Genomic DNA, 12,684 nt, shown 5'->3' with positions numbered 1-12,684 from the left:
GCTTGGGCCGCAACCGGCCCCAGGGCGTGGCGGGGCTCGGTTGCGGCGCGGTGGGTGACAGAGGCGGGAGCGCATCGATCCGCACGTGGTGACCACGAGTTCCGACCGGCGCGAGGGCCGTCCTCCTCACACAGGTCTGGTGGGCCGGGCGAACGGGGTGTCAGCGCCGTCAGCGGGGCCGGTCGGGGAGGTCACCTGTGCGGGAAAGTCCCGCACTAGGGGAATACAAATCCGAAGGCCGATTTGGAGAAGCGCAGCTCAGCAGGGGTAAGTCACCGGCGGCCGGGTGCCGCCTCCGGCGCGGTGGTGCCGGTGGCCTCGGCGATGACGTCGGCGGTCGGGTCGCTGAGCGCACCGGAGCGGATCGCCGTGACGAGCCGTTCAACGGCGGCGGTGCGTCGCTTGTAGACACCCCACCGGGGCAAGCCGGTGCGCTCGGCGTATGCGGTGAGGCTGGTGTCCTCCAAGAACGTCCCGCCGATCAGGTCCGCCTCGGCGACGGTGATCACCCCGAGGCGCACCGCGCGGGCCAGGACCAGATCCGGGTGACCGTACGGGGTAGGTGGCAGCGCCGAGCCGGGCGCGAAGTTCGCCTCCCCCGACGCGGCCGGCTCCTGACTGCGCAGGGCGGCGCGAGCGCCGGAGAACGCGGTGTTGAGCAGGGCGTTCACGATGCCCGGCTGGTCAATGTCGATGGTGTGCAGCGCCTTGAGGAACGCCTCGACCAGCGCGGCGTGCAGGTCCCCGGACGACAGTTTCGACAGCAGGTGCGCCCGGTGCCGCAGACCAGGCAGGGCCACCCCGACCGCGCCGACGACCCACGGCTCGCCGCCGGTGCGGGCTCGGGTGACGAGGAACCTCCACGCGGCGTCCTGGGCCGCAGTGCCGCAGGAGGGGTGCATGAGGATCGCCGACAGCTCGGTCAGTGCGATCCGGCGATGGGGCAGGCCGTGGCCGAGCTGCCGGCCGTCAACGGCTTGCGACTGGGGGCCTTCGCCGCGTAGCCGGAACCGGTAGTCGATCGCGTCGAGCAGCGCCGCGTCAGGCCGGGCTCCCGGGTGTCCGGCCAGCGGGCCGGCGATCGGGCGAGTGTTCGCAGACATGGATGTACTCCCTGATGGTGAGCGGGGTTGCCGAACGGGCGATCGGAGGCCGGTCGGCGGTGCAGCACCCACGCCACCAGGGCGATTGAACACATCATGAACACCGATGATCTTGTTTAAGGTTGAACACAGCGTGATCGACCGAGGCGAGGATGACGTCCCTCGATGCGCCGGTCGACCAGCGTGCGGCCGGTGTTCGCCGGTGTGTGCAACCTCGTGGCTGCCCGTTCAACCCGCCGCCTGCCGTACCTACCGCGCGCCTCGGCGAGGGCTCGGCTGGCCATTGACGCACCCGGAGGCATCGACGCGAAAATGGCCCGCGCCGGACGGCACGGGCCAGAGGTGTTCATGGTCGGCGGACGGTTGACGGCCCGTGGGTAAAGCGTGTTCAGGGCATTCCGCCGCCGAGTCGACCTTGTTCAAGCCGGGAGGTCGATCTTGTTCATGCACCGCGAGGGGCGGTCTGTGGGGTCTGGCTCGCCACCGGAGTGACATCGCCTCAATAGTCACGAAACTCGATAGGCGTCGCGGTCTGATGGTGGCGGTGTTCAACCTCTGACCTGCCCGTTCAACCTCCGGCCGATCTTGTTCATCGGGGTTGAACACGCCGACAGGGACGGAGTCGGCGGCAGGTGTTCACGGCGGTGTCCTCCAAATCGAGGCCCGAATCTGTATTCCCTTAGTGTCAGCGCTTGTCGGCGGACGTGGCCCACCAGCCATGCCGCAGACCCATCCGCACCTTCCCGAGCCCCACGCCGAACGCCCACCCGTCGGGCTGTTCCTCGTCCCCGCCCACCGCCGCGATACGCCTCTGATCGACCCGGCGGCCTGGCACGGACTCGACCCGCAACGCCTCGCCTGGCTCATCCGGCACTACACCCACGACGGCGATCTCGTAGCCGACCTCGACAACCACCCCACCGTCGCGAGGGCCGCCCAGTACCTGCACCGCCACCCCGCCACCATCACCACCCACGGTGAGCGCATCCGAGTCACCGACGACCGGCCCGCCCGCACCCGGTGCCTCGCCGAGGACGGCCTCACGCTGCTGCTGGCCGGACTACCCCGCCCCGGCGGCGACCCCCTCGGCTTGCACGACACCGCCGAGGCGATGCACCGCTGGCACCGCCTACTACGCCCCGGCGGATTCGTCCTCGTCGCACTGCCCGCCCGTGCGCCTGAGCCAGGTCGGGTCTCGCGGCGCAGCACCGTCATCAGCGCCGCCCGCATCGCCGGGCTGCGCTACCACCAGCACATCCCCGTGCTCGTGGTCCCGCTCCCGGCACACGACCCGCGCGCCGACGCGGCCACCGCCGCGAGCACCCCGCCCGCGCTACTGGACGGGCGGCACCTCCACACCCACATGGACGTCCTGGCGTTCACGGCGACCACCCTCGACCAGGAGGACACCGATGCGTGAGACCACCCCTACCGACGCTTCCGCCCCTGGCCTCGACCTGGACGCCACCGACGTCGGGCGGCTGTTCGCCCTCATCGCCGACGGAGTGCAGGGCTCGGTACTGCTGACCGGGCAGACCGCCTCCCGCGACCTGCGACGCGGCCGGTACACCACGGCCTCCATGGAGCACCCGGGCAAAATGCTGCCCACCATCCCCCGCTACCTCACCGCCACCTACACCCAGCCCGGCGACCTGCTGGTCGACCCGATGGCCGGCATCGGCACCACCCTCGTCGAAGCCATGCACATCGGCCGACACGGCATCGGCGTCGAGTACGAGAACCGGTGGGCGCAGCACGCCGCCGACAACATCCGCCTCGCCACCAGCCAAGGCGCCACCGGCACCGGGGAGATCTACACCGGCGACGCCCGCCGGCTACCCGCACTGCTTCCGACCGAGGTCCACGGCCGGGTCTCGCTGGTCATCACCTCACCGCCGTACGGGTCATCCACCCACGGCCACGTACGAACCCCCGGCCCCCGACGAGGCAAGGTCCGCAAGATCCACCACCGGTACGGTGCCGACGCCGGGAACCTCGCCTACACCGAACACGCAGAACTGGCCGAAGGGTTCACCCAGATCCTCACCGGCTGCGCCGCCGTACTCAAACCCGGCGGATACGTCGCGGTCACCGCCCGCCCCTACCGGCGACGCGGGGAACTCATCGACATCCCCGGCATGGTCGCCGCCGCCGGACTCGCCGCCGGACTGACCCTCGTCGAGGAACTCATCGCGCTCATCGCCGGAGTCCGAAACGGCGTACTGGTGCCGCGAACCTCATTCTTCCAAATCAAGAACGTCCGCGACGCCATCAACACCGGCGACCCGCAATGGCTCATCCAGCACGAAGACCTCCTGCTGTTCCAACTCGGCGGGTCGCACCACAACCCGCACGACTCCGCACAGAGCGGGTCCACCCTCGCCGCACCGCACGCCGGCCACGGGCTTGATACCTCAACCCCCGCCAGCGTGGATCGACGGGCACACCTGGCGCACCCCGCCAACCCCGGCGGCAGCGCCACCGACCACCGGCCCCACCCGGGCCGGGACGCTGAAAGGACACCCGATCCGTGCCCGCCCGACCCACACACCATTCCCAGGTCCGAATGGCCCGACGCCACAGCCCACCAGCGACCCGCCGACCCCGACACACCACACCCGCAGACCGACTCGTCCGCCAGGGCAGACCAGCCATGAGCGCCCCGACCGCCGCCGAGTGGCGGCCCGACCCCCTCCTAACTATCGATGACGTGGCGGCCTGGCTGGGCAAGCCAAAGAACACCCTCTACGCCTGGCACAGCCGAGGCAAGGGGCCTCGCGCCATCCGGGTCGGCAACACTTTGCGCTACCGGCGCAGCGAGATCGAACGCTGGCTCGACGACCACACCGACCCGGAGCGCTGAGCCGTGGCCCGACCTCCTCTACCCATCGGCACCCTGGGCACGATCCGTACCGAGAAGCTCGGCCCCAACCGGTACTGCGCCCGAGCCCGATACCGCGACCACGACGGCAAAACCCGCGACGTCGAGGCCACCGACACCACCGCCCCCGCCGCCATCCGAGCGCTCAAAATCAAAGTTCGCGACCGTGTCGCCCCTAACGACGACGAAATCACCAGGGAGACGCACGTCAGCACGCTCGCCGCTCTGTGGCTGGGGGAGATAGCCGCAGAGGAACGGGTATCGCTGCAAAGCATCAGCAGGTACGAGATCAGCGTGCGCGTCTCGATCGTGCCGGCTTTGGGTGAACTACGGATCCGAGAGGCCAGCGCAGGCCGCCTCGACAAGTTCCTGCGGAGGATCGCCGAGGACCGTCCCTCAGCCGCCAAGAGCGCCAAGGTCGTCCTCGGCCAGATGTTCGCCCTCGCCGTCCGTCGGGGTGCGCTCACGACAAACCCCATCCGCGACACCGGCCAATTACGAAAGCCCCGCAAGAGGGTCGTCGCGCTTGATCGGGAGCAACTGGACGACGTTCGTTCGGCGATCCGGAGGTGGCAGGAGCCCACCCCGGGCAAGTCGGGGCCTCGGCCTACGAGCGACCTGGCCGACATCGTTGACCTCATGCTCGCCACCGGCGCCCGCATCGGCGAGATCCTGGCAGTGCGGTGGGAAGACGCCGACCTCGCCGCCGACCATCCCATCCTCACTATCTGCGGCACCATCATCTACATCAAGGGCAAAGGCTTCTTCCGGCAGGAATGGACAAAGAGCGATGCCGGTTACCGGTCAGTCGTCCTGCCACGATTCGCCGTCGCGATGCTCTTGGAGCGCAAGCTCACCGCCGCCGCCGACCCCAACGACGCGATCTTTCCCTCCCGACGTGGCACCTGGCTGTCTCCGCCCAACGTTCGCCGTCAGTGGCGCGCAGCCCGCGCTGAGACCGGCCTTGAATGGGTCACTCCCCACACGTTCCGTAAGACCGTTGCCACCTTGATCGACAAGGAGGCCAACACCGACAGCGCCGCCGCACAGCTCGGCCACGGAAGTAAGGAGACCACCAAGAAGCACTACATCGTCAAGCCAGCCCTTGCCCCCGACAGCTCTGCCATCCTCGAACAGCTCGGGGGCAGGCCGGAGCCAGGCGATTCCGAACCCCGCAACCCTGGCCCGGCCCCGACCGGATAGCCGGGGGCGGGTGGCGGCCGGTATGCCTACCATCCGGCCTGCCGAACCTGATCGCCCCGGCCGTTAGTGAGGGGTTTTCGGGGGAGGGTTCGAAACTACATAGACAACCATAAAGGCCCTGGCCAGCTTTTTGCTGGTCAGGGCCTTTAATTGGTGCGCCGCCAGGGACTCGAACCCCGAACCCGCGGATTAAGAGTCCGCTGCTCTGCCAGTTGAGCTAGCGGCGCTCGTCGGCAACGGAGAGAACATTAGCACCCCTCCAACACGGGCTCCAATTCGGTTCCCCGGGTCCCCCCTTCGGTCGAGCTTTGCCGGCAAAAAGCACCAAACCCGGCACCACCGTCAAGATCGGGGCGTGGGTTGCGGCGTCGATGCGGCACGATATCCGCCAGGTACGCGAGAACAGAGGTGGGCATGGCACGGTTCACGCGAGCCGGGGCGGTGGTGGGCGCCCTGACTCTGGCGGCGTCGCTGGCACTGACCGGATGCGGCGGCGACGAGAAGAAGCCGGAATTCGTGGGCGGGGCGTCCTCGGACGTGAGCGCCGCACCTGGCTCAGTCGCACCGTCGACACCGAGCACACCGAGCGGGCCGCCGCTCACGCTGAGCCCGGCGAACGACACGAAGAACCGGCCGGTGAGCACGGAGATCAGCGCGAAGCTCCCGGACGGCGGGAAGGTGTCAGCGGTCACCCTGACGGCGGACGGCGGTGGCTCGGTCGAGGGCAAGCTGCGTACCGATGGTTCGGCCTGGGTGCCGTCAGCTCCGCTGAAGTGGGGCACCCGCTACACGGCCACGGTGACGGCGAGCGCGTCGGACGGCACGAGCAGCCAGGGCACCAGCAGCTTCACCACGATGGCCAAGCCGAAGTCGACGATCGGTTCGGGCCTGTACCTCTTCGACGACAAGAGTTACGGGGTGGCCATGCCGGTGGTCACCGAGTTCCACCCGGGTATTCCGAAGAAGGACCGGGCGGCGGTGCAGAAGCGGATGTTCGTCCGGACCGACCCGCCGCAGCCGGGCGCGTGGCACTGGGTCAGCAATGGCACGCAGGCCTACTACCGGGCCCCGGAGTACTGGAAGCCGGGCACCACCATCACCGTGCGGATCGCCCTGGCGGGGGTGCCGCTGAGCAACGGCAAGTACGGCGACGTCGACCGCAAGGCCACCGCCAAGATCGGCCGGTCGTTCGAGATGAAGGTCGACAACGCCAACAAGAAGATGACTGTGTACGAGAACGGCGCGCCGGTGCGCACGATCCCGGTGAGCCTGGGCAAGAAGAGCACTCCGTCGTCGAGCGGCACGATGGTCGTGATGGAGAAGAAGGAGGCCACGGTCTTCGACACCCGCGACGACCCGGATCCGGCCAACCGCTACGTGACCGACATCCAGTTCGCTCAGCGGCTCACCTGGGGTGGCGAGTACATCCACGCCGCGCCCTGGTCGGAGCACGTGCAGGGGCGGCAGAACGTCTCGCACGGCTGCGTGAACGTGTCGATGGCGAACGCCAGGTGGTTGTTCGACAAGACCCGGATCGGTGACCCGATCACGATCAAGGGCACCGAGCGCAGGATCGCCGCCGGTAACGGTTGGACGGCGTGGAGCCTGAGCTGGTCGGAGTTCGTCAAGGGCAGCGCGTTGCCGGTGCCCGGTGGTGGGGCCGGCCCGGCGGTCTGAGCCGTCGGGCTCGTTGCGCCGGCTCGGCCGTTGGCCGGGCCGGCGTACCCTTGCACTCCCGCCGCTCGATGACGGCGCGGCGCCCCCCGCACTCCCGGTACGGAAACGAACCAGGCTCACGAAACGCCGGATAGTAGCAGAATTCGGGCACCATTGTGGCGTGTTTCGGTTCACCCTCGGCAACCGGGGCCGGCTCTGGCGCGTCAGTAAGAGACGATGGGGCAGCGACCACAACTGTGAGGGAATTCATGCGAGCTAGCCAGGACCAGCTGATCAGGCCCGGTGGGCGACGCCGCGTGTTCGCGGCGGGGCTCCTCGCCGTGGCGCTGGCCTTCACCTCGGCCTGCACCGACGGCGACGGCGGCAAGCCGTCCTCGTGGCACGGCGGGGGTGAGAACCCGGCACCGAAGGCCGCCGCGACGATCAGTGAGCCGGCGGCCGACGCCAAGGACGTGCCGGCGTCCACCGGCGTCACCTTCACCACCAAGGACGCCGTGGAGAGCGCTGTCGAGCTGAAGGACGCCGCCGGCAAGGCGGTCGAGGGCGCCCTCGCCAAGGACGGCAAGTCGTGGCTGCCGGCCGGCGCGCTGGCCTACGGCACGAGCTACACGGCCACCGTGACCGCCACTGGCGACGACGGCCGTCCGGCCACCGCGACCAGCACCTTCACCACCATGGCCAAGCCCGGCAATCAGGTACGGGTGAGCAGCTTCCTCGGTGACAACCAGGTGGTCGGTGTGGGCATGCCGCTGATCGTGAAGTTCAGCCGGGCCGTCCCGGAGGACTACCGCGACGACGTGCAGCGCCGGATGACGGTCACCTCGACCCCGGCGCAGGAGGGGATCTGGCACTGGGTCAGCCCCACCGAGATCCGGTACCGGCCGAAGGAGTTCTGGAAGCCCGACAGCAAGGTCTCCTACCGGGTGCAGGCCGGCGGCCTGCCGATGGGCGCGGGTTGGTACGGCCGCGCCGACCTCTCGGTGGACGTCAAGATCGGCGCGGCGGTGGTCATGACTGTGGACAACAAGACCAAGCGGATGACGGTGACCCGCAACGGCTCTGTGATCAAGACCATCCCGGTCAGCCTGGGCAAGAAGAGCACCCCGTCGTCCAGCGGCACCATGGTCGTGATCGAGAAGCTGCGCAAGACGGTCTTCGACACGTTCGAGGAGTTGGGCCCGGAGGAGGGTTACCGCACCAAGATTGACTTCGCGCAGCGCCTCACCTGGGGCGGGGAGTTCATCCACGCGGCACCCTGGTCCGAGGGTCAGCAGGGCACCACGAACGTGTCGCACGGCTGCGTGAACGTGTCGATGGCCAACGGCGACTGGCTCTTCAAGAACACCCAGATCGGCGACCCGATCACGGTCAAGGGCACCGAGCGCAAGCTCCAGAACGGCAACGGCTGGACGGACTGGAACATGAGCTGGGACGAGTACGTCAAGGGCAGTGCCCTTCCGTACGAGCCTCCGGCCGACCCGGACGCCGCCGCCACCCCGACCCCGGACGGGACGGGCACCCCGTCCCCCACGCCGACCGCCTGAGCCACCCGACGAAAGCCCCCTCCTCGGAGGGGGCTTTCGCGTGGGCCCCTGTTTCGTCCCCACAACGACTCAGGCCCCCTCCGAAGAGGGGGCCTGAGCAGTGAAACCAGCTGGGTGACTGATGGGAATTGAACCCACGACAACCGAGACCACAACCCGGTGCTCTGCCAACTGAGCTACAGCCACCATGCCGCCATCGCCCGGTCGATCGCTCCGGGCGGGGTGCGGATCAATAATAGCCACACCACGCCGGGCACGTCCAGCGGGTTGCCGGTCAGCGCGGCAGGGGGTCAGAGCTCGGCGGCGATGGCCTTGGCGGCCTCGACATCCGGGCCGGGCAGCGGAACGAAGACGGTGCGCCGGTAGTACTCCAACTCCCGGATGCTCTCCCGGATGTCGGCCAGCGCCCGGTGCGCGAGACCCTTCTGCGGCTGACCGAAGTACACCCGGGGGTACCAGCGGCGGCAGAGTTCCTTGATCGACGACACGTCGATCATCCGGTAGTGCAGGTGCGCGTCGAGGCGGGGCATGTCCCGGGCGATGAAGCCCCGGTCGGTGGCGATCGAGTTGCCGCAGAGCGGCGCCGTTCGCGGGTCCTTGACGAAGGTGCGCACGTACTCCAGGACCAGGTCTTCGGCCTCGGCGAGGGTGACCGCCGAACGACGGACCTCCTCGGTGAGGCCGGACTTGGCGTGCATGGTCTGCACGATCTCCGGCATCCCCTCCAGTGCCGCCTCGTCGGCGTGGATGACCACGTCGACACCGTCACCCAGCACGTTGAGGTCGGGATCGGTGACCAGTGCCGCAACCTCGATCAGTTTGTCCCTGCCGAGGTCCAACCCAGTCATCTCACAGTCGATCCAGACGAGGAGATCAGCCACCGGGACAGCCTACGCGCAGCCCACGCCCCGCGGCTGCGCGCTCTCGGCGGGCCGGACCGCTAGGGTTTCGGGGTGCCAGCAGAACCCGTCGCACCGCCCGCCGTCACCGAAGACGATCCCGGCGGCCGTACGGTCCGTCGTCTGGTCGCGGTGGTGGCCCTCGGCGCTGTGCTGCCAGCGCTCTACCTGCCCGGTCTCGTGCACAACTTCTTCGATCTCAAGATCTACATGTCCGCGATGGACTGGTGGCGCGTCGGCCACCCGCTCTACGACTACGTCCAGCCCGATCGGGTGCAGGGCGAGTTGTACTTCACCTACCCACCATTCAGCGCGCTGCTGCTGTGGCCGTTCGGTCTGCTGCGGCTCGGCGCCACCGTGGCGATCTTCACGGCGCTCACAGTGCTGGCCGTGGTGCTGACCACCCGGTGGCTGGTGGCCCCGGTGATCGCCCGACACGACCTGCCCCGAACGTTCACCCTGATCGCCGCCGTCCTGCTGGTGCTGGCGGTGGAGAGCATCCGCGAGACGATCACCTTCGGCCAGATCAACATGCTGCTGGTGGTGCTGATCCTGGCCGACCTGCTGTTCGCGGTGCCGCAGGCGCGACGTTGGGCCGGGGTGGGCGTGGGGCTGGCGACGGCGCTCAAGCTCTTTCCCGGCATCTTCATCGTGTACCTGCTGGCCACCCGGCGGTGGCGGGCCGCGGCGGTGGCGAGCGCGACAGCGGCGGCGGCGACACTGCTCGCGGCGGCGATCGCCCCACGTGACTCGTGGCGGTTCTGGACGCAAGAGTTGTGGACCACCGAGCGGGTGGGACGCACCGACATCGTCGGCAACCAGTCGTTGTTCGGCCTGCTCAGCCGGTTCACCGAGCCGGAGAAGCCGGACCGGCTGCTCTGGCTGCTGGTGGTCGCCGCTGTCGCCGGCTACGGGCTGTGGCGGGCCGCCCGCGCGGCGCGGGCCGGTGACCCGTTGACGGGCCTGACGTTGACCGGGTTGGTCGGCGCCCTGGCGAGCCCGATCACCTGGACCCACCACATCTACTGGTTCGTGCCGGCGGTGGTGCTGCTCGCCGACGCGGCGTTGAGCGCCGACCGCCCCGACGAGGCAGGCCGGCGTCGGTGGCTGGCCGGGCTCGCGCTGGGCATCACCGCCGTGACCATCTACGGGGTGGTGACGTTCCAGGCCTGGGGCGCGGGACCGGTCCGCACTCATGACCCGGTGGACTTCGTCGTGCAGAACACCTACGTACTGCTCAGTCTGCTGCTGTTGGCGGCGTTGCCGGTGCGCTCGGGACTCGGTGCGGAAAATCGCACCAATTGGACAGACCTCCCGAGTAACCACGTTCGCCGCTAATCTGTCCTCATCTACCTCAAGCGTCGCTCGGGTAGCACCGATCCCCCGGTGAGGGCGGCCCTCCGCGTCGGCAGCGCGGAGGGCCGCTCGCCGTCTCACCCACCGCCACCGGCCGAGCCGTCACCCGGCCGGGCCGCCACGGGCCGGGTCGTCGCCCGGCGCGGCCGCCACCGGCGCGGCGGTGGGCTCGACCGCGTCGGCCGGCGGCCAGGCGAGACTCAGTGCCACCTCCGGTGGGCGGGGCAGCCGGACCGGTTCGTCCAGGTCGGCGAGGGTGGCAGCGCGCGCCGCGCCGATCGCCGGCCGGGCGGGTTCCGGAGCTCCGGAGCCGACCGGGGCGAGTTGTCGTGCCAGCAACGGCGGGGTCGGATCGGGTCGCCGGGGGCCCAGGCCACTCAGCGAGGTGACCCCGAGCCGGCCGGCGAGCACCGGCACCTGATCCGGCTCGACCACGAAGATCACCTCGCGTGGCCGCAGCGGCCGCAGCAGGAGCAGCGCCGCGCACACCACCAGCAGCACGCCGAGGGTCAGCAGACCCCAGGTGGCTGGGCCGGTCCACCCGGCCCGCAACTCGGCGCGCAGGTCCAGGGTCAGGCCGTCCTCCCCGTCGGGGCGCATCACCACCAGGCTCACGGGTTCGCCGGCGAGGTCGTCAGCGCTCCACTCCAGCGACCCGATTCCCTCGCGTACCCAGAAGGGCCGGCCCAGTGGTGTGACCGGCCCGTCCGCCGTCGCGACGCCCGGGGTGTCGGCGGCCGGCCCGGCCGGGTCGAGCCGGACCGGGAGCGGACCCCGGGCCAGCGCCACCCGGCGGACCGTGGCGTGCGGCGCCGCCTCCAGCCAGCCACGCACCTCGGCGGTCGGCGCCAATCCGATGAAGGCCGGTCCGCCCGTGGTGCGGGCGTCCAGGCGCAGCCGGGTCTGCGCGGTACGCGCGAAGGGCGCGTCCTGTCGCAGCAACCGGTCGAGGTCGGTGACCACTACCGCGTGACCGGGCGTGCGGACCGTTTCGAAGCGGGCGGCGAAGGACCCGCCGGGGTCGGCGTGTCGGGTCACCAGCCACAGCCCGCCACCGGCGAACAGCGCCGGAATTCCCACGACCAACAGCAGCACTCCGGCGATCACCCGCACGAACCGCATCCGCACCGTCCCCCTCCGTAGCCAAATACCCGGCCGACCTTACCGACGTACACGGTCTGATCAGGGAATATCCACGGCACGGCCGGCATCGGCTCCGGAAAGCACGCTGGCCCGCCGGAAGATCCGGCGGGCCAGCGGGTGAACCAGGGGTCAGACCTTGGCGACCGGCTCCCGGCGGGTACGCGCGAACGCCAGCCCGCCCAGCACCAGGCCGGCCAGACCGGCGACGAGACCGGCCACACCGAGGCCGACGGCGAGCCCGTTGCCGTCATCGTCGTCATCGTCGTCGGGTGAGGCCACCGCTGCGGCCGGCGTGGCCGAACCCGACGGCGCCGCGGCGGCGGCCAGGGTGAGCACCGGAGCCGGGTGCTCCGGCTCCTCGGCGCCCGGCGCGGGGTCGTCGATCCACCGCGAGATGTTGCCGTCCGAGTAGGTCTGCAGGGTCTTGAAGATCATCGAGTCGACCTGCGGCAGCGGCCCCATCGAGACGGGGAACTCCTGGAACTGACCCGGCTTCACCCCCGCGTCGCCGGAGGCCGTCCAGGTGATCTTGGAGACCGCTTCGGTGAGCTGACTGCCGTGCACCTCGATCGGCGGGTCCACCTTGCGCTTCTCCGTGGTGACCGTCCAGCCGGGCACCGGCATCGTCGACACCGAGCCGACCGGGGCGTTCTCCGGCAGCACCACCTCCAGCTTGGTGGTGGACGCGGTGTCGCTCTCGTTGGGCACCCGGAACGCCACCCGGGCGTAACCGCCCTGGGTCGCCTCCTTCGGGTTGACCGTGACGTGCGCGGACGCCGGTCCGGCGAAGCCGAGCACAGCGGTGGCGGCGGCGGTGAACGCCAGGGCGGCAGCGGCGGTTGCGGTACGCCGGAATCGGGTCATGGGTTTCGCGAACC

Annotated in this window: 10 protein-coding genes, 2 tRNA genes and 1 pseudogene; 7 read left to right on the top strand and 6 right to left on the bottom strand. The window is 69.9% G+C overall.

Translation table 11 applies throughout. From position 1 onward, the window contains the following. Positions 1-272: 272 nt before the first annotated feature. Positions 273-1,103 carry a hypothetical protein gene (locus tag ABZS40_RS31565; protein ID WP_354947623.1) on the bottom strand — a complete coding sequence of 277 codons (831 nt, stop codon included), beginning with the start codon at positions 1,101-1,103 and terminating at the stop codon, positions 273-275. A 718-nt stretch (positions 1,104-1,821) separates the two neighbouring features. Between ABZS40_RS31565 and ABZS40_RS31560 the strand changes: the two genes are divergently transcribed. From ABZS40_RS31560 to ABZS40_RS31545, 4 genes are read left to right on the top strand one after another with little or no spacing between them, the layout of a single operon-like run. Then, a complete protein-coding gene (locus ABZS40_RS31560) occupies positions 1,822-2,523 on the top strand; it encodes a hypothetical protein (RefSeq protein ID WP_354947621.1) in 702 nt (233 codons plus the stop codon). Continuing rightward, complete coding sequence (locus tag ABZS40_RS31555) at positions 2,516-3,760, top strand: DNA methyltransferase (RefSeq protein WP_354947619.1); 1,245 nt, start codon at positions 2,516-2,518, stop codon at positions 3,758-3,760. The genes ABZS40_RS31560 and ABZS40_RS31555 overlap by 8 nt, the downstream gene beginning before the upstream one ends. Beyond that, entirely contained in the window at positions 3,757-3,966 is a 210-nt protein-coding gene (locus ABZS40_RS31550) for a helix-turn-helix domain-containing protein (RefSeq protein WP_354947617.1), read from the top strand. Before ABZS40_RS31555 ends, ABZS40_RS31550 begins: the two co-directional genes overlap by 4 nt. A gap of 3 nt (positions 3,967-3,969) precedes the next feature. Then, positions 3,970-5,187 carry a site-specific integrase gene (locus ABZS40_RS31545; RefSeq protein ID WP_354947615.1) on the top strand — a complete coding sequence of 406 codons (1,218 nt, stop codon included), beginning with the start codon at positions 3,970-3,972 and terminating at the stop codon, positions 5,185-5,187. 151 nt (positions 5,188-5,338) lie between these two features. Here the strand turns inward: ABZS40_RS31545 and ABZS40_RS31540 are convergent. Beyond that, positions 5,339-5,414: transfer RNA gene (locus ABZS40_RS31540), tRNA-Lys, on the bottom strand. Between the two features lie 187 nt (positions 5,415-5,601). On the opposite strand from ABZS40_RS31540, the gene ABZS40_RS31535 reads away from it, so the two are divergent. Further along, positions 5,602-6,864, top strand: coding sequence for an Ig-like domain-containing protein (locus ABZS40_RS31535; protein ID WP_354947613.1), 1,263 nt, complete (start codon positions 5,602-5,604; stop codon positions 6,862-6,864). Positions 6,865-7,112: 248 nt separating this feature from the next. Then, positions 7,113-8,408 carry an Ig-like domain-containing protein gene (locus ABZS40_RS31530; RefSeq protein WP_354947611.1) on the top strand — a complete coding sequence of 432 codons (1,296 nt, stop codon included), beginning with the start codon at positions 7,113-7,115 and terminating at the stop codon, positions 8,406-8,408. A gap of 113 nt (positions 8,409-8,521) precedes the next feature. Here the strand turns inward: ABZS40_RS31530 and ABZS40_RS31525 are convergent. Further along, positions 8,522-8,594 (bottom strand) — tRNA-His (locus ABZS40_RS31525). A 104-nt stretch (positions 8,595-8,698) separates the two neighbouring features. Continuing rightward, positions 8,699-9,289: an oligoribonuclease gene (gene orn, locus ABZS40_RS31520; protein WP_354947609.1), complete on the bottom strand. Its 591-nt coding sequence runs from the start codon at positions 9,287-9,289 to the stop codon at positions 8,699-8,701. A gap of 72 nt (positions 9,290-9,361) precedes the next feature. Between orn and ABZS40_RS31515 the strand changes: the two genes are divergently transcribed. Next, positions 9,362-10,645: a glycosyltransferase 87 family protein gene (locus tag ABZS40_RS31515; protein WP_354947607.1), complete on the top strand. Its 1,284-nt coding sequence runs from the start codon at positions 9,362-9,364 to the stop codon at positions 10,643-10,645. A 384-nt stretch (positions 10,646-11,029) separates the two neighbouring features. Here the strand turns inward: ABZS40_RS31515 and ABZS40_RS31510 are convergent. Together ABZS40_RS31510 and ABZS40_RS31505 are read right to left on the bottom strand one after the other, a co-directional pair. Further along, a pseudogene (locus tag ABZS40_RS31510) lies at positions 11,030-11,251 on the bottom strand (hypothetical protein); the annotation flags it as partial. Positions 11,252-11,935: 684 nt separating this feature from the next. Continuing rightward, complete coding sequence (locus tag ABZS40_RS31505; RefSeq protein WP_354947605.1) at positions 11,936-12,670, bottom strand: YcnI family protein; 735 nt, start codon at positions 12,668-12,670, stop codon at positions 11,936-11,938. Between the last annotated feature and the right edge of the window lie 14 nt (positions 12,671-12,684).

This window comes from Micromonospora sp. NPDC005324, from assembly GCF_040607155.1.
GTDB classification, from domain to species: Bacteria; Actinomycetota; Actinomycetes; order Mycobacteriales; family Micromonosporaceae; genus Micromonospora; species Micromonospora trifolii.
This window is presented reverse-complemented; position numbering and strand designations above follow the sequence as displayed.

What these genes read in the sequence shown, in the direction of transcription:
- ABZS40_RS31505 (WP_354947605.1), bottom strand. Translation starts at nt 12,670, where the DNA reads ATGACCCGATTCCGGCGTACCGCAACCGCCGCTGCCGCCCTGGCGTTC.
- ABZS40_RS31565 (WP_354947623.1), bottom strand. Translation starts at nt 1,103, where the DNA reads ATGTCTGCGAACACTCGCCCGATCGCCGGCCCGCTGGCCGGACACCCG.
- ABZS40_RS31535 (WP_354947613.1), top strand. Translation starts at nt 5,602, where the DNA reads ATGGCACGGTTCACGCGAGCCGGGGCGGTGGTGGGCGCCCTGACTCTG.
- ABZS40_RS31555 (WP_354947619.1), top strand. Translation starts at nt 2,516, where the DNA reads ATGCGTGAGACCACCCCTACCGACGCTTCCGCCCCTGGCCTCGACCTG.
- ABZS40_RS31550 (WP_354947617.1), top strand. Translation starts at nt 3,757, where the DNA reads ATGAGCGCCCCGACCGCCGCCGAGTGGCGGCCCGACCCCCTCCTAACT.
- ABZS40_RS31530 (WP_354947611.1), top strand. Translation starts at nt 7,113, where the DNA reads ATGCGAGCTAGCCAGGACCAGCTGATCAGGCCCGGTGGGCGACGCCGC.
- ABZS40_RS31560 (WP_354947621.1), top strand. Translation starts at nt 1,822, where the DNA reads ATGCCGCAGACCCATCCGCACCTTCCCGAGCCCCACGCCGAACGCCCA.